Raw genomic sequence first — 21327 nt, 5'->3', positions numbered from 1 at the left:
TTCTATTAAGAATCGTTTTTTAATATAAACATCAACTAAGCTCAAAATAAAAGAGCGCTTATTAAAAGCGCCCAATAAAAACAGATATATGGAAGGATTTATTCAATCCCGTTCGGATCATACGAATACTGTTGCTTATTCTCAATCCGCTCAATCACATCTTGCAGCTCATCTGGCTTCAGAAACTCAATAGGAGAGAAGCCCTTTTCAAATGTAAGTGTGTCTGCTTCAATCATAAGTACATATCGGTCATTTACCTTCGCAATATGTATTTGATCCCCGAAATCAGCAAGTAACGCCTTCACAGAAATATGGTCTGCTTTTAGCTTTAATTCCACTTCAGGAGCATGCTCAACGATTTGAGCGGTAGCTTCCATTACTTCTTCGGTTGAAAATTGTTCCATAATTTCGCGTTTCGGACTGGCAGCCCATACTTCCATCGCTTGGTCGAATTGTTCGCGTTCTTCTGTACCTTCTTCAAATACATCTTCAATTTGGTCGTATACCATGTCCATTACTTGTGTTTTCATAATTTCAGGCATAGAGCGTTCATATTCGACGAATTTTAAGAAGTCTTCAAAGTAGCGGGCGTGTGATGCTTGGTGAATTTTTAATTCGCCCACTTCGACCATACCTTCTTCAGGCATGTACGGATATTGGATAGATTTCATATTCTTTGTTGTGATGGCCATTTCAACGTTACGAATCAGTGTTGATTCATCAGAAATAGAAGCCACCTTTGGTTCGAAGTCGCATTTCATTACAAATACGAATGGATCATCAAAGTATTTGCGTAGTTTTGCCTGAGCAATTAAAAATACACCACCGCGTACAGCGCTTGTGTCAAGATATGTATAAACGAGAGGTTCGCTCATATCTTTAAAGTTTTCCTTTGTTTCTGCAAAGCGAATACGATTAAAAAGGTTGTAATGAGGGTTTGAATCAAGTTCGTGCCCTTCTTCTACAATAAAGCGACCAATTTTTGTTGGGGCTTGTTCGGTTTTTGCATGACGTTCTACTTTTCGCTTCGATATTTTTAATAACTCACCATTCAAAAATTCTTTTAAGGAGCTATCTTCATACTCTTCAGCGTCTAAAGTTTGAAAATGTTTGTAGCGTTTATCAACTGCTTCACCTTTTCCTTCTACTTGTACAACATAAAAGGAAAGATAATTTATTTCAAAATCCATATTTATCACCTTGTTTCATTTCATTAACTCTTATCAGTATAGAGATGGAAAAAACTTTCGTCAATTTATATAAAGGAAGGGGGAGCCCCTTCCTTTATATAATTTTTATCCCGCTATTTGTCGGGCGGGCTGCCCGTAAAAGCCCGATTGGTGAAGGTTGATTAAAGTTTCACTTTATTTTCTCGATTAAAATCCGTCTTCTAATGCTGCGAATGGAATGTTTAGTCTGTTTTCTACTGTGCGTAAACGTTGGTTTAAGCGGTTTAGTCTACGTGTATGGCGCTCAACTGTATTTTCTAGTTGACGTACTCTTTGTTCAAGCTCATTTACGCGTCTTTCTAATTGACGATTTCCAGTGCCAGGAAAAGAGATTGGAAGTTGGAATTGTCTATTTTGGTCATATGGATTCGTTTGCTCTGCTTGATCTGCTTGATCTATATAAGATTGGTATTGTGCTTGTAAGTCATACTGTGGTTGTTGGTACGCATATTGATTATATGGATCATATGGATTGTAGGGATACATAATAACATCCTCCATTTCTTTAAAATAGGTTGAATTCACCATAATGTATGTGCAAAAGCGGAGCGGTGGCACGGCAAATACCTATTTATGTTGAGGGATTTTTCTTTATAAAAAATAGCTTGAGGGTTTTTGATTTGTATTTCTTTTGCTTAATGGTATATACTGGATAAAAGGGAGAGTTTACATAAAAGTTACAATTCTATCAAACTCAAACTTTTATGTAAATATGTATAGACATTTGTAAAAGAAAAGAGTAATTTATATAGAGTGAAAAATAACTTGTAACATTTTATAAACATATTGTAAAATGATTGTAACAAAACATACATAAAAATGAAATAAATACATAATAGTGATGTTGGGGAAAGGGAGAGAGTATATTGTTCCGTAAAGTAAAGGGTATATTAGTTGGGGTGTTATGTGTAGCTGTAGTGAGTGGCTGTGGTACAAAAGTAAGTGATGTTGCATTGGTAAGTGATATTGGTGGGCACACTGTAGAGGCTAAAGCAGAAGTGCAGGATACTATTAGTTTAGTTGATGGTCGAACTGGTACTGAAGTGAAAAAATTAGATTTATCTGGTTTAGGCTATTTTGAAGATGAAGCGAAATTTAAAAAGTCTGTAACAAAGGTTGTTGGTGAGGTTGGAAAAAGCGTCGACAAAAAAATGGTTCCTTCACGTATAGCACCTGATGGAAGTTGGCAAGAAGGAAAACCTTCTTATGAATTAATGGAAAAAGAATTAGTAGATAAATTGTTAAATGTGGGTATGTGGGATGCTACGTATCAGTTGCCGATCGTGGAGAAAAAACCAGTCGCAACATTAAGTGATGCGCAAGGAAATGGTACGGTAATTGGTAGATATGAAACGAACTTAGGCGGTTCAACAGGTGGCCGTATTGAGAATATTCGTTTGTCAGCAGCGAGCATAAATGGAGTTGTGTTAGCAAAAGGAGACCGTTTCTCTTTTAATTCATTAATCGGTGATACAACACCAGACAAAGGATATCAATTAGGGAAAGAAATAGTTGATGGTAAATTAGTAGATGGATACGGTGGTGGTGTTTGCCAAACATCTTCAACTTTATACAATGCAGCAGATCAAGCTGGCCTGAAAATGGTGGAGAGAACTACACATTCTAAAACGGTAGGTTATGTTCCTCAAGGAAGAGATGCTACAATTGCATATCCATATTTAGATTTAGTATTTGAAAATACGAATGATGCACCTGTGAAGCTTTATATGGGCATTCAGGGTGGAAAGCTAGTTGCTGAAGTACATAAAATGAGATAAGCGTTAAAAAGCCCCCTTTTCTGAAAGTTAGAAAAGGAGGCTTTTTTTATTATGAAAATAAAAATGTATGTAAATTCTGACTTTTCTTATTTACATAGGATGATTTTAGTTGTATCCTTCATAGTAACGGTTATATGTAATGGTAAAATATAGGGATAAGGAGATGAAGTTATTCATGGTACGAATTCATCCGAAAACACGTATTGGTCATGTTGAATTTAAAGTGAAAGATTTAGAGCGTCAAATTGCTTTTTATAAGAATGTTGTAGGATTAGAGGTGATTAAGCAAGAGGGGAATAAAGCATATTTAGCAGGAAAAGGTAGTAAGAATACATTACTTGTTCTTGAAAAGATAGAGGACGGGGTACTGCAAGAACCGCGTACGACTGGTATATATCATGTAGCCTTTTTAGTTCCGACTCGTGAAGCTTTTGCTTCTGCGCTATTTGGGGTCCTTCGTAATAAGAATGTAATTGACAGCCCAGCTGAACAAGAAGGGCGTTATACATATTCAAATGAAATTTTACCAATCTCAAGGTTTAACAGTGCAAGTGATCATACATATAGCGAAGCGTTTTATTTGCAAGATCTAGAGGGGAATGGTATTGAAATTTATGCAGACCGTCCGCGTGATCAATGGGGAGAAGGACCAGGAGGAAGTACGCCACTAGATTTAAAAGAGCTGGCAACACTCGTTGATTATGAGGCTGATGGATTACCTGCTAATACTGTCGTTGGGCACGTACATTTACGAATAGCTGATGTAGAAAAATCACACGAGTTTTATGTAGAGACAGTAGGGTTTGAAGTGCAACAACGTGAAGATGACTGCTTATTCATTTCTGCAGGAGGATATCATCACCATATCGGTGCAAATACGTGGAACGGAGTAAATAATCCACACCCACCAGTACATGCAACTGGACTAAAGGTATATACAATTGTACTACCGCATAAAGAAGCGTTAGATGCAGTGAAAGAAAGATTAATAGAAAAACAACATGAAATAAATGAAACTACAAATGGGTTTACGGTAGTAGATCCAAGTGGTATTACAGTGCAGTTTGAAATAGAAGCAGTGTAAAATAAGCGAGAAAGTGTATAATCACTTTCTCGCTTATTTGTGATCATTCATAGCTCAATCCAATATCTTCTTACTACATTCCCATCTTCCTCAGTGAAATCATCATCACGAAGCCCGCCGTTATGTAAAATCGTTTTTTCAGAAGCGGTATTCACTGCGTCGCAAACGACAAGTACTTTCGTGATGTCTAATTCCTTCGTTTTTTCTAATGATAATGCTAGTAATTTCGTAGCATAACCTTTTCTTCTTTCAGAAGGGCAAATGCCATAACCGATATGACCGCCAGCGTTAAATAGATGTTCAGTTAAACTATGACGTATATTAACAGCTCCGACAATTCTATTATTATGTGTAACGAGCCAATATGTAGAATCTGGTACCCAAGTTTCAGGGATATTTATTCCGTTATGCGCATCGAGAAGTTCTTGAACCATAGCTGGGAAGTTAGCAGGATTTTTTGAGATAACCCACGGGATCATTGTTTCACCGCTATCTTTCCATTCGTTATAGAAATCTAAGTATTCTTCTTGTAAATCAGTAGTAGGTGTAAGTAACGAGACGTTCATTGTTAGTAAGCTCCTTTGTTTATGTAGTATTTATAAAAAAATTATGACACAAAATGAAAGCGTTTTCTTAAGTTTCTCAACCTAATTTCATGTAATTCACCTTTGATTTTTTAGAAAATTAGTGAAGATTTAAAATTAGAAGTTATTTATTTTATGTTAATGTTTTAAATATTAACATAAAATGGTCGGAGTATTAAGTGTATTTTAGTGGTATTCCTTCATGTTGATAAATGGATGTTTGTGATAATTTTTGTTTTATCTATCTATAATGAATGAAAGGGGGAAGTGCCCGTGAGTGTAGATTTTGATTTTATTATACGAATCGGTGTTGCTGGCTTGTTAGGAGCAATGATTGGTATTGAAAGAGAAATTCGATCGAAAGAAGCTGGATTAAAGACTCATTTCCTCGTAGCGGTAGGAAGTGCGTTAATAATGGTTGTTTCGAAATATGCCTTTTCAGATATTGTGTATGAAGAGCATACGTCTCTAGACCCAAGTCGGATTGCAGCACAAGTCGTTAGTGGAGTTGGTTTTTTAGGTGCAGGCACAATTATTATTCAAAAGCAGGCGGTGAAAGGATTAACGACCGCGGCTGGTTTATGGGCTACTGCCGGCATAGGATTAGCAATTGGAGCGGGAATGTATGTAGTAGGGATTGGAGCGACGATTCTCGTTTTAATTGGTTTAGAAATTGTGAGTCGTATTTTTAAGGTGCAATTTTTATTTCCACAAAATATAACGGTGCAAATGTGTATAAATAAACATGAAGCGGTACAACAAATAGTAGAAACGCTACAAGTGAAAGGCATTCCAATAGTTTCATATGAGGTGGAGGCTTCACAGCAAGGTACAGAAACTGTTTATAAGGTAGGGATGCAACTGAAAAATATATCGTCAGAAGAAAAGAATGAGTTTATTCAGTATATGCAAACATTACCGGAAGTTACGTTTATAAAGTTAAAATCATAGTGTTGAAAACGAGGATAGATGTAGCAGGAATTTTGCTATTATCTATCTTTTTTTGATATAAAACGCACATAAAGTCAAGTGCTAATTTTGCGCAGCAAGGATACATATGTGAACGTTCCCTTATTTTTTCTCAATACAGGACAAAAAGTAAAAATAGTAAAATAATGGAGAGGGACACTAAAAATGTAAGGTAGGGGAGAGTATGAAAGGCTATTCAAAAAAAATGTTAGTAGGGGTAAGTTTTGCTAGTTTAATGTTAGGGAGTTTTCAAGGGGTAAGTTTGGCAGAAGATACTAAGGGAGAGCAAGTTTCTTATCGAAATGTACTCAAAATGGAGCCAGTCGGTGTACAACTACCAGTACAAGAATTAGCTCATTCATCGAAATTGCTCGAAAGCAAGTCTTTTGAGCAAAGGATACAATTTGCTGATTTATCACAAAGACCGCCTGAGGTAAAAAAGGAAAGTAAGCAATTAGCTGTAGCGAAAACTTATACAATTGCTGAATTAAATCAATTAAGCAATCAGCAGTTAGTAGATTTACTTATAACCATTGATTGGGAGCAAATTACGGGGCTATTTCAGTTTAATACAGACAGTCTAGCATTCTATCAAAATGATAGTAGAATGCAGGCGATTATTGATAAATTGAAGCAGCAAGGACAAGCCTATACGAAGGATGATTCAAAAGGGATTGAGACATTAGTAGAGGTATTACGTTCAGGATTTTATTTAGGATTTTATAATTCGGAACTTAGTAAATTAAATGAACGGAGTTATCATGATAAATGCTTACCTGCATTAAAAGCGATAGCTAACAATTCAAATTTCAAGCTGGGTACATTAGAGCAAAATAGAGTGGTATCATCATACGGAAAGTTAATAGGAAACGCTTCGAGTGATGTGGAAACGATAACATCGGCTGCAAAGATTTTTAAACAATATAATGATAATTTCTCTACATTAGTAGATAATCTTTCAGCTGGAAATGCTATTTACGATATTATGCAAGGTGTTGATTACGACATTCAATCGTATTTGTACGATACGAGGAAAGCACCGAAAGATACAGTATGGTATCAGAAAATAGATAGTTATATTAATGAACTAAGTCGTTTTGCATTAATGGGAACGATTACCGCAAAAAACGGTTGGCTTATTAATAATGGCATTTATTATACAGGTAGGCTCGGTTCGTTCCATAGTACAGGAACGAAAGGATTACAAGTTGTAACAGATGCGATGAAAATTTATCCGTATTTAGGGGAGCAATATTTCGTAGCTGCTGAGCAAATCGCGACGAATTATGGCGGAAAAGATGCAAATGGTAAAGTGGTGAATTTAGATCAAATAAGAGAAGATGGAAAGAAAAAATATTTGCCAAAAACGTATATGTTTGATGATGGGGCAATTGTTTTAAAAGCTGGAGATAAAGTGACAGAAGAAAAAGTAAAACGTTTATATTGGGCGGCAAAAGAAGTGAAGGCACAATTCCATCGTACGGTTGAAAGTGATCAACCTTTAGAAAAAGGAAATCCTGATGATGTATTAACGATGGTTATTTATAATAGCCCAGCAGAATATCAGTTTAATCGTCAATTGTACGGATATGAAACGAATAACGGTGGTCTTTATATAGAAGGAACAGGTACGTTCTTTACTTATGAGCGTACGCCAGAAGAAAGTATTTATAGTTTAGAAGAATTATTCCGACACGAGTTCACGCATTATTTACAAGGTAGATATGAAGTACCAGGGTTATGGGGTCAAGGGAAAATATATGAAAATGAAAGATTATCTTGGTTTGAAGAAGGGAATGCTGAATTTTTTGCAGGGGCAACGAGAACGGATAATGTTGTACCGAGAAAGAGTATTATAGGAGGATTATCTTCAAACCCAGCAGAGCGTTATACGGCAGAGCGAACGTTAAATGCAAAGTATGGAACATGGGATTTCTATAATTATTCCTTTGCTTTACAATCGTATATGTACAATAAGAGATATGATATGTTTGATAAAATACATGATCTTATTAGGAAAAATGATGTAACAGCATATGATGCATATCGCTCTACATTAAGTAAAGATGCGAATTTAAATAAAGAATATCAAGATTATATGCAAATGCTATTTGATAATCGTGAGAAATATAACGTACCATTAGTATCAGACGATTATTTAGCAAATCATGCACCGAAACCAGTTTCAGATATTGCGGCAGAAATAACGGCGGAAGCAAAATTGAAAAATGTATCAGTGAAGAAAAATAAATCAAAGTTCTTTAATACATTCATACTACAAGGAACATATACAGGAACTGCAGCAAAAGGAGAATATGAAGATTGGAAAATAATTACACAAAACGTTAATGATACGTTAAAACGTTTAAGCGCAAAAGAATGGACAGGCTATAAAACGGTAACAGCATACTTCGTAAATTATCGCGTGAATGCATCAGGACAATTTGAATATGATGTTGTGTTCCACGGTATTAATACAGAAGAAGGTGCAGAGAATAAAGCGCCAGTTGCGGTTATAAACGGTCCGTATAGTGGAAATGTGAATGAAGCAATTTCATTTAAAAGCGACGCATCAAAAGATGAAGACGGGAAAATTACTTCATATAAATGGGAGTTTGGAGACGGTACTGTAAGTAATGAGCAAAATCCAACTCACGTATATACAAAAGAAGGAGCGTATACAGCGAAATTAACAGTAACAGACGATAAAGGAGCATCTAATACTGCTACAGCGACTGTAACTGTTCAAAAGAAAGAAGATAACAGTTTAGAAAAAGAACCGAATAACTCATTCCAAACAGCAAACAAACTGCAGTTAAATCAAGTTTTACGTGCTAGTTTAGGAAATGGAGATACAAGTGATTTCTTTGAAATTAATGTGGAGACTGCTAAAAATCTTCAAATTAACGTAACGAATGAAAATAATATCGGAATGAACTGGGTACTTTATTCTGAAGCAGATTTAAATAATTATGTTACGTATGCTCAGCAACAAGGGAATAAACTAGTAGGTAGTTACTACACGTATCCAGGGAAGTATTATTTACATGTGTATCAGTATGGTGGTGGAACAGGGAATTATACGGTGGAAGTGAAGTAGTAAAAGGGGAGTTGTCTTTTTCAATGAACGGCATAAGGTCTGTACTTTAATGAAAAAACAACTGTAGGAAATGTCCCTAACGATAATAACAAATTAAGTGTCGAGAGATGCTATATTTACATTAAACAAATCTAATTAGTAAAAGAGATAAACTATTATTTCATCCAGATGTAAGAAAAGTTATAAATATTAAGTGCGTTTACTGTAATTAAACTAAAGGATCAGAGTGTATCTGTAACAATAGATAAGCTCTGACCCTTATTATTTTATAAATTTAAGATAATTAATAAGTAAGCTAGCTAGCGGGATTCTTAAAATTCATTTATATAATTAACTAAACAGAAAATTTTTATCACATTAGCAAGGGATACTAATAGAAAAGCGTGTCCCTTTACCTAATTCACTCTCTATCTCTATATCTCCGTTTAATTCTCTAATAATACTATAAGCAATCATAGTACCAAGCCCAGTTCCTTTTTCTGTTGTTGAATAGAATGGCAAAGCAATTCGTTTTATTTGTTGAGATGACATCCCAATTCCTGAATCAATAATATCAATTATGATATTTCCTTTTACTTTTTGTATATTTATTTGTAATAATCCACCATTTTTCATAGCCTCAATTCCGTTTTGGATGATGTTGTTTAGACAGAGTTTGAATTTTTCGGGGTCCCCATTTATATAAAAGGAATCTGTACTATTTTGTTTGATTTCAACTTTGTATGATAGAGCGAGTGGTGAAATAGTATCTTTCACCTGATTTAAAATGTGATTAATATCTATTTTCTCTTTTAGGGTGTTCTGTGGTTTGGTTAAAGATAAATAGTTATTAATAGTAGATTGTATTTGCTGCATTTCAATTAACATGATTTCTAAGTATTGATCCTGAGATAGCTTAGAGGCATGTTTTTCATTTAATAATTGAGTGAATCCATGTACCGTGGTTAGTGGATTGTGGATTTCGTGTGCAATTGACGCCGCTAGTTCGCTAGCTATATAAAATTTTTCAGCCCGTTGCAGTTTTTCTTCCATTTTATATTTCTCAATCATTCCCTCTATTAAATAAACTGATAATAATACTGTGAAAATATTAATGACTATATAATTTAATAAAAATTCTATGAGAGTAGAGTCTATTTTCCCTCCTGTATTTATTTGAGTTACAATACCGCAAATAGAAAGTGAAGTTGTACATACTAAAATAAGGAGTAAGCTTAATAATACTTTTTTTTCTTTAATATACATAGGTAATAGGTAACGAAAGAGCATTGTTATACCAAAAATAATAGTGAAGATAATAAATGATGGAAGAACGCCATTTCCGCCTAAGTAAAACCGATAAGAAAGATATAAAATTCCTATAAAAATAATGTTTTTTGTATTTCCATATAGAAAAACTAATATAATAGGAATAAAACGTAAATCATAAATAAATCCCACATGTAAATGAAAAGGAAAAGTCATACAAAAAATAATAGCAATGGAGGAAAGGATAGAAAATAACATATTATTACATGTTGTTTTTTCTTTAAACTCTAGCCAAAATACGTGATAGCTAAGGATACAAATTATTATAATAAAGGTATTTAATAAAAGAGTAGAAATTCCCATAGTTTTGCATCTCCGATAGTTTGTAAGTAGAATTATGTATGAGTTGGACATAGATGTTTAGTATTAGTAGACTTTTTATCTAAAAAAGGAAGGGTACTTGAAAAACATGCTGTTATATTACTCGTATTAAAATTGATAAGGAAAATAGAAAAAATCTATTTAAATTTATGTACATATGAAATTATCAACTAACTTTTGTATGGGTAAAATCGGGATTTAGTTACTGATAAAATAAGGTTTTTAAAGTATGAATATTCTGTGAAAATGATATGCGTGGCGACTTCTGTTTTGTAGCCTCCGTTATATTAACATGGAATATATCAAATTACAAAGTGAAATTTTAGAAAAATTTTATTAGTACATTTTATCTGAAATAGAAATGCTATTTATGTGAGTATTTTGGTACTTACTCGTATAAAACTTTGTTAGAAAAAGACTTTAAAATTTACATGTTTTTTATGAAGCGTAATATTGTAGCTTTATCTATGTGGGGTTCTCAATAAATGTTAATACAAAAAGTTAAGATATATAGTTTTATAGATATGAATTATTACATAAAAACGCACTTGGAAAAGGATGTATGATGGTAATAGAATACAAACATCAAGGGGGAACTTAAAATGAAGTTAAATAAACTAGTGCTTAGTTGTGGAGTAGTTTCAGCATTAACACTTGGTGTGTTAGGGAATAATACTTATGCTGAAGAAGTACACAAAACGAATGATCCAATTCATGTAGTTGAACATGTTTCTGCAGACTTATTATTAACCCAAACAATGGATTATAGTGGCGAGGCTGAAACTTCTTTCGTATATGATGGGAGTACTGACTTAAGCTTCTCTATGAAAAATAATGGTCAAAATACAATGGGATATAGTGTAAAAGGTCCAAATACAGAGCTAATTGTTGGTGGTTATATAAAACCTGGAGAACAACAAATTAATGTTACAAATGTACGGAATGCTTTATCTCCATTACCGAATGGAACATATAAAATTTACGTTTCAAATGATGATGGTTCTAAGGGGCAATTCCAAGTTTCAGTAAGATCTATGAATTAAATTTAAAACGCTTTGTTTTTAAGTTAATTTAATCTTTACTTATTGGAAAGAAGCTAAATTGAATTGAGAATTACCGATAAAAATGAAAACGAGCACCTTATCTAATTGTGAGAGGGTGTTCTTTTTTGCTATTAAACAGAAAACAATTACTTCCAACCACCTATAAATATATTTTGATATTTTCATTGCTAATCTACTAGTTTGTGTCAACGAGAGAATGTCTACTATAAAAGATATTAAAATAAAGATGATGTAATATTCAGCTAAATTATATGGGGAAATAGAAAAACCACTCTTATATGAGTGGTTTTTAGTAATTATTTTTAGGTTATACATTTAAAATTAGGCTAAGTTATAGAAATAATAAACATTTAATCCCGCATTAACTGGCAGTAAGACTCCCACCTCAAAATTCAGCGGAAGCAAAGAAGTTAGGTGGGGGTCGGGCTGCCAGTAAACGCCCGATTGGTTCAACTAATAATCAGTGGGGGATGAACAAAACCCCCACTGATTAAAGTTTCACTTTATTCGTTGTGATTATTTTGGTTCTGGATAATGATTGTAGTAAGAGATTCTAATAAATTCTTGGTAGACATTTGTTAATTTGGCATCTCTAAGAGCATCGTTGAATTTTTGCATACGTACACTACCTTGAGCGTAGCCTCCACCTGGGGCATAAGGGTTTCTAGCTTCAAAGTCATCCAAAAATACTTTTAATTTTTTATAGTCTTGAGATTGATAGAAAGCCACGGCCTCTTCAGGAGTGACATCAAAGTAAGAGGATGATGTTGAGTTATAAGAAGCTGCTTGAGCAGTAGGTGCCTCTAGCATAGTTGCAGCTCCACCGAACATAGTAAGCGCCATAGAAGATACAATAATTTTTTTAAACATAATAAAACCTCCATGTAGAATATTGGACTAATAGCAATCCTGTAATCATTATAGTTACATTGAAAATGATTATCAAATGCAATGTTGCATAATGTATCCTGCTATTTGTGGGCAGTAAGGCTCAAAGCAGAGAAGTTAGATGGGGATCGGGCTGAATAAAGTTTTACTTTATTCTTTGAATGAAGAGTCACCCTTATATCTCAATGAAGGAGCGTAATAGAGAATTAATAGATTAAAAGAGGTGTATAAATTACTCGGATTAACAAGAAAATGAAAAGGCTATTTTTAATAAGGGGAAGGTTAATAGAAGATTAATAACTGGAGCAAAGGAATTGCTATTTATATATTTAACATACATATTTGTCTTTTAAATTGTAGGCGTGTTTTAGAATTTGTATATAGTAAATTCGTTAAAAAACTTGATAAATAATAAAATGTGTAAATTTTTTGACTATTTCATTAAAATTATTTAATATTTGTAATTTATTGTTTTATAATGATAATCGGGTCGATCGTGAATGTTTTAGATATTGCGATATATACTCGGATTAATTTATTCTAGGGAGGTTACAAAATTGGGTAAGAGAGTCATTATAAGAGTTTTTACATTATTATCAGTACTGGCATTATTCCTTAATGTATTTTTACCTAGGGCTAGTGCAGAGGTTATGACGCACGAGAAATATTCAATGAACTGGAGTTATAGTAATAGTTTAGGAAAGCACATTCGAACTGAAATGATTAAAAATTCAAGTGGTCAAATTGCTTATTGCTTAACTCTTGGACTAAAATCACCAAATGGTGAAGATCTTCCTGAAATGGGGAAAACAGATAATGTAGTATATAGGGTCCTATTAAACGGTTTCCCGCAAAAAAGTGTTCAGCAGTTGGGAGTAGCTAATCAGAATGAGGCACACTACGCAACTCAGCTTGCAGTTTGGAATGCATTAGGTCAACTTGATGTAAATGAATTAAAACATGAGAATAAAAATGTTGAAAAAGCAGCTAAGGCTATTATTAGTAATGCTAATAATAGTGAGGAGACTCAAGATGTTTTTATGAATGTGATTCCTGCTGAAAAGCAAAAAGCAGAATTAAAGGGTGAATTCTTCGAAACAAATCTATATTCAGTACAAACAAATGCTAAGGGTGGTTCTTATAAAGTAGTAGCAAAAAATGCACCTAATGGAGTAAAAATTGTTAGTGAAAATGGTGAAGTGAAAGATCAACTTTCAGTTGGAGAGAAATTCCGTATCCAAATTCCTAAAAATACTAAAACAGGTGAATTTAATCTAAGTGTTGCTGCAAACTTAACAAAAGTTCAAGCAATTGCTTACCGTGGTACGGATACTGTTCAGAATGCTACAGTACTATTAGAAAGAAATGAAGAAAAGCTTAGTAGTGATCTTGCAGTAAATTGGGAAGCAGCTGGTTCTTTAAAAATTAAAAAGGTTGGAGAAAATGGAGAAGTTTTAGCTGATGCAGTATTTGAGGTCTTTAATGCAAATAATGAATCAGTTGGAAAAATCACGACTGGTGCTGATGGTATAGCAGAATTAAACAACTTACCAATTGGTACTTACACATTAAAAGAAATTAAAGCACCAACAGGCTATGTTTCAGATGATAAACCACAAACTATTGAAGTTAAGACAGGAGAAACAGGAGCTGTCCAAATAGTAAATAACAAAGTAAAAGGTAACATCGAAATTAAAAAGCTTAGTGATTCAGGAAAGGTTTTACCAAATGTTGAATTCACAGTCTTCACTGAAGATGGTAAAGAAGTGAAAAAAGTAGTAACAAAAGAAAATGGAATTGCAAACGTTGAAGGTCTTACGTATGGTAAATATTATTTCTTAGAGACACAAACACTTAATGGATATATTGGAAATAAAACAAAGTATCCTTTTGAAATTAAAGAGCACAATAAAACACTTACTTTTACAGTGGAAAATACAGAAGTAAAAGGTAGTGTAAAATTACTTAAAGTGGATAATGAAGATGTTAGTAAAAAATTAGAAGGTGCAGAATTCGAGCTAAAAGATGCAAGTGGAAAAGTAATTGGTGAATATAAAACAGATAAAAATGGTGAGATTAACGTCAAAGATTTAGCGTATGGTAAATATTCATTTGTAGAAAAGGCTTCTCCAAATGGTTATGTTCTTGTTAAAGAACCAATTATGTTCGAAATAAAGGAACATGGAAAGATTATTGAGTTATTGGCAGTTAATCATCTTATCAAAGGTGATCTAGAAATTACAAAGGTAGATGTAGCTGATGGAAATAACAAGCTTCCAAATGCAGAATTTACGATTTATAACGAAGCAGGAAAAGAAGTAGTAAAAGGAAAAACAGACGATAAAGGAATCGCTAAATTTGAAAAGTTACCATTTGGAAAATACACATATAAAGAAACTGTTGCACCAAAAGGTTATGTATTAAATGAAGAAACGTTCTCTTTTGAAATTAAAGAGAATGGTCAAATCATTAAACACATTGTCAAAGATGAAAAGATTCCTTCAATAAAAACAACAGCTACTGATAAAACAGATGGTACAAAAGAAATGCACACGTCTAAGTCTGTAACAATCCAAGATAAAGTGGAATACAAAGATCTACAAGTAGGTAAAGAGTACACTGTAAAAGGTAAATTAATGAATAAAGAGACTAATAAACCATTAGTTGTAAATGGTAAAGAAGTAACTGCTGAAACGAAGTTTACACCAACAGAAGCAAATGGTTTTATTACACTAGATTTTACTTTTGATGCAACTGGTTTAGAAGAAAAAGAAGTAGTAGTATTCGAAGAGTTACTGAAAGACGGAAAAGTTGTTACGACACATGCTGATATCAATGATAAAGGTCAAACAGTTAAGTTCGTTAAGCCATCAGTAAAAACGACAGCTACAAACAAAGCTGATGGTGGAAAAGAGATTCATTCAAAGGATTCTATCACTATTCAAGACAAAGTGGAGTATACTAACTTAGTTGTAGGTAAAGAGTACACTGTAAAAGGTAAACTTATGAACAAAGCTATTAACAAACCATTATTAATTGATGGAAAAGAAGTAACAGCTGAAACGAAGTTTACTGCAAAAGAAAAGAACGGTTTTGTAACATTAGACTTTACTTTTGTTGGTGCTGAACAGCAAGGAAGAGAAGTAGTCGTGTTTGAAGACTTATTACATGAAGGTCAAGTAATTGCAACTCATGCTGACATTAATGATGTAGGTCAAACAGTTCGGTTTGTAGAACCTTCTATTAAAACGACAGCTACAAATAAAGCTGATGGTTCTAAAGAGTTAGACGCTTCTAAATCTGTAACAATCCAAGATAAAGTGGAATACAAAGACTTAATCGTGGGTAAAGAGTACGTTGTAAAAGGTAAACTAATGGATAAAGCAACAAACAAGCCATTATTAGTTGATGGTAAAGAGGTAACAGTAGAATCTAAGTTTACTGCTAAAGAGAAGAATGGTTCTATCATACTAGATTTCACATGTAATGCTTCTGCATTACAAGGTAAAGAAGTAGTAGTATTTGAAGAACTGTATCAAGATAATATATTAATAGCTATTCACGCTGAAATTGAAGATAAGGGACAAACAGTGAAATTTAAAGAGGTAAAGCCGGAACAACCTAAACCAGAACAGCCGAATTCGGATGAAAATACTCCAACACCAGAGCAACCTAACGAGCAAGTAAAAGAACAACCACAACCTAAGAAAGAAATCCAATCTAAAATTGGATGGTTACCACAAACAGGTACTAATCTTACAAGTTGGATCTCTATGGCTGCAGGAGCATTACTGTTAATTGTTGGTGGAGTGATTTTCTTAAAACGTAAAAATGCATAGAAATTAAAAATAAGCACATCTGTTTTTATAACAAGATGTGCTTATTTTTATCATTTTAGCCAAGAAAACTCCTATATTTAAGTCTGAATGGCATTTAAAATAGCAACTTTATTTGTAGTAAATAATATATAATTTTGTTTTACTGTTTTAATTAAAATACGGTCTGTTGTCCCATAAGCTGCTCCAATACGTATTACATCTACGTCTTCAACACCAGCATAGGTAGCATCTTCGGTAACCTCAATCACATCACGTAATGGAATTGTAATCTCCGCCAATTGCCATGAAATAATTAACTCTTCATTTGTTTTTTTACATTAATGCCTAGCATTATACCAAGACCCTTCAACAATAATATGCTACACTTCTAATCTCGTTATATAAATTTTTAGATTTTTTATCTATATGTAGCCATAGAATTTATTTATATTTGTGAGCATCTTAATGATGTCAAACAAATAGAAGGATATACAGTCTTTCTATTAAGAAATATGTTAAGAACAAAAGTTCACTTCAAATTAATATGAATTTGATATGGTTGAGATATTATGAACGAGAAACAGTAAGAGTTGCAGGAAGGAAATGAATAATGAGACTTAAATTAGTAGGGATTTTCAGTTGTGTAATTATGATGTTAGGTATTTTTATAATTTACACCAATCAATCTATTGGTAAAGAACCAGATAAGACGAACTATGAATCTCGTGAAAACTCCATAAATAAAGAGAAAGATAGTAGAGGAAAAGGGCAATCAAAATACAATGAAAGTTCTTTTGCTAGTATACAGGCTGTAGTTAATAAGGAATATGGATTACCCGAAGATTATAAACCAGAGGATTTAGTTGTACCAAATGTACCATTCTCATTTAGTGGAACGGTAGAAAAGAGCCACCTCCGTAAAGAGGCGGCAGAAGCACTGGAAAAGTTATTTGATTTAGCAAAGCAGGAGGGGATTCAGTTAAATGCTGTTTCGGGATTTCGTTCCTATGACTATCAACAACGACTGTATGCGAACAATGTGAAAAGAAAAGGACAAGAGCATACGGATCGCTTCTCGGCAAAACCAGGACATAGCGAACATCAAACAGGGTTAACAATGGATGTTTCTTCTAAAAGTGCGAACAATGAATTAGAGCTATCTTTTGCTAATACGAAGGAAGGAAAATGGCTGAAAGAAAACGCGCATCGTGCAGGGTTTATCATTCGTTATCCTAAGGGGAAGGAAAGTATTACAGGTTATGCATATGAACCTTGGCATATTCGCTATGTAGGAGATATTGCTGAAAATATATATGAACAAAAGCAGACTTTAGAAGAATACATGAATCTATGAAAATAGAATTGAAGAATTAAACGGGCTATCAATAGACGTGAGATTGTAAAAGGCAGGGGATATAAATTAAGGTGTTTTTTAATTTTTTTAGTGAAGAGGGAAGGTATCCCTCTTCTTTTTTCATTCCTTGTAAAATTTGAGGATGTCTTAGGGGAGTGAAAAGATGGATTGTGTAGGTGTATTAATAAAGGCTACTTTCGATGGCTTCTGGAGATGTTTTTTGAGGGAATATATTCATTGCAGCAATTGACTATATTATAGGAGCATTCACGTTGGGATATAACAGAGAATTATAGAGTAAAGTAGGATTCAAAAGCATTGTTAACAATGTGGGTGTTATAAGTTATTTTCCTATCAAAACAATTAGTTTTTGTTCAAAATTTAAGAGTGTTATTTTATTATATCTAGTAACTATTTATATTATTTAATAATTACTTGATTTACTATTAAGGTGATTATCTTACAAAATTGTAAGGTTATTTTAATTGACACTCGTATGTATAAGTAACTATACTAGTTACACAATGTTGGTGAGTATATTTAATAATCTTTATCTATAAGTGTATGTCCGAGGATTATTTTTGGAGCAATAATTCGATTTTAAATTTATTATCTGATATATATTAATATAAACAACTTAATCTATTCTTTATTCAAGGTCGTATTATTTAAAGATTAATTATAAATGATATATTTACCAAATTGTAATAATTTGATAGAGGTGTTACATTTTGAAATACAAATTAATTGCTACAGGAATTCTTGCTGGAAGTCTATTAACCTACTCATCTAATACATTTGCAAATACTCATAAGTTCCCAGATGTTCCTGCATGGGCGGACAAATCCGTTAATTATTTAGTTGATAAACAGGTATTGAATGGCTATCCAGACGGAACGTTCGGTTCAAATGACTCATTAGACAGAGCTTCGGCTACAAAAATTATGACAAAAGTTTTAGGTATACAAATTGACTCTAATGCAAAACCATCATTTACAGATTCACAAAACCACTGGGCTACTCCGTATATTGCTGCTGCTGAAAAAGCTGGTATTGTTAAAGGTGAGGGAAATGGAATCTTCAATCCATCCGGAAAAGTAACTCGTGCTGCTATGGCTACGATGCTAGTAAATGCATATAAACTACAAAGCGCAGCAAATCATAATGAGCAGGTTAAATTTGAAGATTTAAAAGGGCATTGGGGAGAAAAATATGCCAATATTTTAATCGGTTTGAAAATTTCCAATGGTACTGAGAACGGTTGGCAACCAAATAGATTTATAACACGTGCTGAAGCTGCTCAACTTACTGCAAAAACAGATATGATGCAACATCGTCCCCAAAACCCATTAGAAAGCAAAACAATCATTATTGATCCTGGACATGGTGGCGAAGATCCTGGGAAATCCACAAAGGGATTACCTGAAAGTAAGATTGTACTAGACACTTCTTTACGTCTACAACAATTACTTGAAAAGCATACACCATTTACAGTTTTATTAACTCGTCAATCTGATAATAGACCGGGGCATGATCAAAAAAGTTCTTTACAGGAACGTGTTAAATTTGCTAAGAAAAATCAGGGTGATATCTTTATAAGCGTACATGCAAATGCTTTTAATGGTAATGCAAAAGGGACAGAAACATATTACTATAAATCTTCTAAATCCGAAAAAACAAATCCTCATGTGGAAGAAAGTCGTGTTTTAGCAGAAAAAATTCAAACACGTTTAGTAGAGGCACTTCAAACACGAGACAGAGGAGTTAAACATGGAGACCTTCATGTAATAAGGGAAAATGACATGCCAGCTGTGTTGACGGAACTGGCGTTTATAGATAATGGTATTGATTACAGTAAATTATCTACGGAAGATGGCAGACAAATTGCAGCAGAAGCCATTTATGAAGGAATTTTAGATTATTATGAATGGAAAGGAAATAATGTATCTGAATATAGGCTGTAATAAGTAATTGAAAATATAGTAATTCTCGAAATGAAGAATTCTATAATTTTTTTGTATTTTTTTAAACAATAATTTTAAATTTGTATTTAAAATTATTGTTTAAATTTTTATTTTATGTTTTAATATTATTGATAATAGTTATCAATAATAGTGAGAGGAAGATTAGTGAAACATGTGTTTTTAGTTAGTGTCATAAAAGTTAATGAATTTCTATATTGTATGGCTATGAATCTATCTCTATTTTTGCGAACTAGAAATAATATATTTATATCTTTTAAATGTTTAAGAAGGAGTGGCTGTCTGTATGAAAAAAGCAAAAGAAATAGCTAAATGTGTTGCGGTAGCGTCCGTTATTATGTCTGGATCATTTAGTTTACAAGCAACATCTGCATTTGCAGATTCTAAAGGAACTGTAGAAAATCTTCAAAATGGTGGGAAGGTCTATAATAGTTTTAAAACTACTTATGACATGAAGCAGAATATCAAAAATTCGATAAAGGTTTCTTTTATTGAGGATCCTTACGCAGATAAAAAGATTGCAATTGTGACCACTGATGGTAGTAATATTGATGCTAAATATACAGTTAATAGTGGATACTATAACGCAGGCTTAAAATGGCCATCAGCTTATCATACTGAAGCAGAAATAACAAGTGGTGATAGTGCTCAGTTCCATAAAGCTGCCCCAGTTAATACAATGACTTCAGCAAAGGTCACTTCTGAGGTAGGGTATACACTTGGTGGAAGTGTTAAAGTAGGAGTAAATGATAAAGGGCCAAATGCCGATGCAAGTATCACAGGTAGCTTTGCTTGGAAAGAAAGTGTATCTTATGATCAAGTAGATTATAAAACGGTATTAGAGACTCACACAGATAAGAAATTAAATTGGAAAGTAGGATTCCAATCATTTAATTTCCCAGAGTGGGGAATTTATAATCGTGATTCATTCAATACTTTCTATGGTAATCAACTATTTATGAAATCACGTAGTTATAATGAAGGGACGAATAATTTTGTTTCAAAAGATACAGTACCAGCTTTAACAGGATATGGTTTTTCTCCAAACGTAGTAGCGGTTATTACTGCTGATAAAACAGAAACTACATCAGATTTAAAAATAACAAATCGTAGAATTTCAGATCAGTACAATATTGAGTGGGTAAGTTCAAAATGGTGGGGAACAAATAATAAAGATACATATAATGAATTCTTTACGAACCACTATAAATTAGACTGGAAAAACCATCAAGTTACTCTTGATAACCAAAAATTCCTTGAAGAACAAATGAATAGTATCAACAGCGTGAATGATAAACTTAACAAAGGAAAAGGGAAGTTATCTCTTTCAATGAATGGAAATCAACTCAAAGCTACGTCTAGCAATGCTGGTTATGGTATCAGTTATGAAGATAAGAATTGGGGTATCTTTGTAAATGGTGAAAAGGTCTATACTTTTAATGAAAAATCAACTGTAGGCAATATATCTAATGATATTAACAAATTAAACATTAAAGGACCTTATATCGAGATTAAACAGATCTAGTCAGAAAATGATGGACGATTGATGGATAATTCTCTCATCAAGCTACGAGTATACTAGTTTATCCCGCTATTTGTGGGCAGTAAGACCCCTCACCTCAAAATTCAGCGGAAGCAAAGAAGTTAGGTGGGGGCCCTGCTGCACCTAAAAGCCTGATTGGTGAGGGCTGATTAAAGTTTCATTTTATTTTAAATCTGTATAATGTAACGAAAGGACCAAAGTTTATCTATAAAATGGATAAACTTTGGTCCTTATTATGTTTTTATTCGCACACGAAATTAAGATAAAATTAGATGTTTTTTGTCTATTCTTTTACTCAATTAGAA

Annotated in this window: 14 protein-coding genes and 1 pseudogene; 9 read left to right on the top strand and 6 right to left on the bottom strand. The window is 33.2% G+C overall.

What is annotated here, in order from left to right:
- Positions 1-98: 98 nt before the first annotated feature.
- Positions 99-1190, bottom strand: a complete 1092-nt coding sequence (locus tag ACYFX0_RS02220; RefSeq protein WP_000345047.1) for a DUF3900 domain-containing protein — start codon at positions 1188-1190, stop codon at positions 99-101.
- 186 nt (positions 1191-1376) lie between these two features.
- Entirely contained in the window at positions 1377-1715 is a 339-nt protein-coding gene (locus ACYFX0_RS02215; RefSeq protein ID WP_000283709.1) for a hypothetical protein, read from the bottom strand.
- Positions 1716-2095: 380 nt separating this feature from the next.
- Between ACYFX0_RS02215 and ACYFX0_RS02210 the strand changes: the two genes are divergently transcribed.
- Positions 2096-3007: a VanW family protein gene (locus ACYFX0_RS02210; RefSeq protein ID WP_000488994.1), complete on the top strand. Its 912-nt coding sequence runs from the start codon at positions 2096-2098 to the stop codon at positions 3005-3007.
- A gap of 175 nt (positions 3008-3182) precedes the next feature.
- Complete coding sequence (locus tag ACYFX0_RS02205; protein WP_000251643.1) at positions 3183-4091, top strand: VOC family protein; 909 nt, start codon at positions 3183-3185, stop codon at positions 4089-4091.
- Positions 4092-4138: 47 nt separating this feature from the next.
- On the opposite strand, the gene ACYFX0_RS02200 is transcribed toward ACYFX0_RS02205, so the two are convergent.
- Complete coding sequence (locus ACYFX0_RS02200; RefSeq protein ID WP_106103135.1) at positions 4139-4657, bottom strand: GNAT family N-acetyltransferase; 519 nt, start codon at positions 4655-4657, stop codon at positions 4139-4141.
- 291 nt (positions 4658-4948) lie between these two features.
- On the opposite strand from ACYFX0_RS02200, the gene ACYFX0_RS02195 reads away from it, so the two are divergent.
- Positions 4949-5626, top strand: a complete 678-nt coding sequence (locus ACYFX0_RS02195; protein WP_000109726.1) for an MgtC/SapB family protein — start codon at positions 4949-4951, stop codon at positions 5624-5626.
- A gap of 202 nt (positions 5627-5828) precedes the next feature.
- On the top strand, positions 5829-8744 hold the full coding sequence (gene colA / locus ACYFX0_RS02190) for a collagenase ColA (protein ID WP_460269775.1): 2916 nt from the start codon (positions 5829-5831) through the stop codon (positions 8742-8744).
- A 357-nt stretch (positions 8745-9101) separates the two neighbouring features.
- On the opposite strand, the gene ACYFX0_RS02185 is transcribed toward colA, so the two are convergent.
- Positions 9102-10355 carry a sensor histidine kinase gene (locus ACYFX0_RS02185; protein WP_016098790.1) on the bottom strand — a complete coding sequence of 418 codons (1254 nt, stop codon included), beginning with the start codon at positions 10353-10355 and terminating at the stop codon, positions 9102-9104.
- Positions 10356-10975: 620 nt separating this feature from the next.
- Here ACYFX0_RS02185 and ACYFX0_RS02180 point away from each other — a divergent pair.
- A complete protein-coding gene (locus ACYFX0_RS02180; protein WP_000773517.1) occupies positions 10976-11416 on the top strand; it encodes a hypothetical protein in 441 nt (146 codons plus the stop codon).
- A gap of 537 nt (positions 11417-11953) precedes the next feature.
- On the opposite strand, the gene ACYFX0_RS02175 is transcribed toward ACYFX0_RS02180, so the two are convergent.
- A complete protein-coding gene (locus tag ACYFX0_RS02175; RefSeq protein ID WP_000473481.1) occupies positions 11954-12307 on the bottom strand; it encodes a hypothetical protein in 354 nt (117 codons plus the stop codon).
- Between the two features lie 575 nt (positions 12308-12882).
- Here ACYFX0_RS02175 and ACYFX0_RS02170 point away from each other — a divergent pair.
- Complete coding sequence (locus tag ACYFX0_RS02170; protein WP_106081754.1) at positions 12883-16164, top strand: VaFE repeat-containing surface-anchored protein; 3282 nt, start codon at positions 12883-12885, stop codon at positions 16162-16164.
- 77 nt (positions 16165-16241) lie between these two features.
- On the opposite strand, the pseudogene ACYFX0_RS02165 reads toward ACYFX0_RS02170, so the two are convergent.
- A pseudogene (locus ACYFX0_RS02165) lies at positions 16242-16495 on the bottom strand (SunI/YnzG family protein).
- Between the two features lie 258 nt (positions 16496-16753).
- On the opposite strand from ACYFX0_RS02165, the gene ACYFX0_RS02160 reads away from it, so the two are divergent.
- The 3 genes from ACYFX0_RS02160 to hlyII all read left to right on the top strand — a co-directional run bounded on the left by ACYFX0_RS02160 (position 16754) and on the right by hlyII (position 21004).
- Positions 16754-17497: a M15 family metallopeptidase gene (locus ACYFX0_RS02160; RefSeq protein ID WP_001237444.1), complete on the top strand. Its 744-nt coding sequence runs from the start codon at positions 16754-16756 to the stop codon at positions 17495-17497.
- A 731-nt stretch (positions 17498-18228) separates the two neighbouring features.
- On the top strand, positions 18229-19461 hold the full coding sequence (locus ACYFX0_RS02155) for an N-acetylmuramoyl-L-alanine amidase (RefSeq protein ID WP_000875666.1): 1233 nt from the start codon (positions 18229-18231) through the stop codon (positions 19459-19461).
- A 304-nt stretch (positions 19462-19765) separates the two neighbouring features.
- Entirely contained in the window at positions 19766-21004 is a 1239-nt protein-coding gene (gene hlyII / locus ACYFX0_RS02150) for a hemolysin II HlyII (RefSeq protein ID WP_000709372.1), read from the top strand.
- Positions 21005-21327: the final 323 nt, after the last annotated feature.

Source organism: Bacillus sp. NEAU-Y102 (assembly GCF_054788175.1).
Note: the sequence above shows the minus strand (reverse complement) of the source record. Positions and strands in the feature narration are given on the sequence as shown.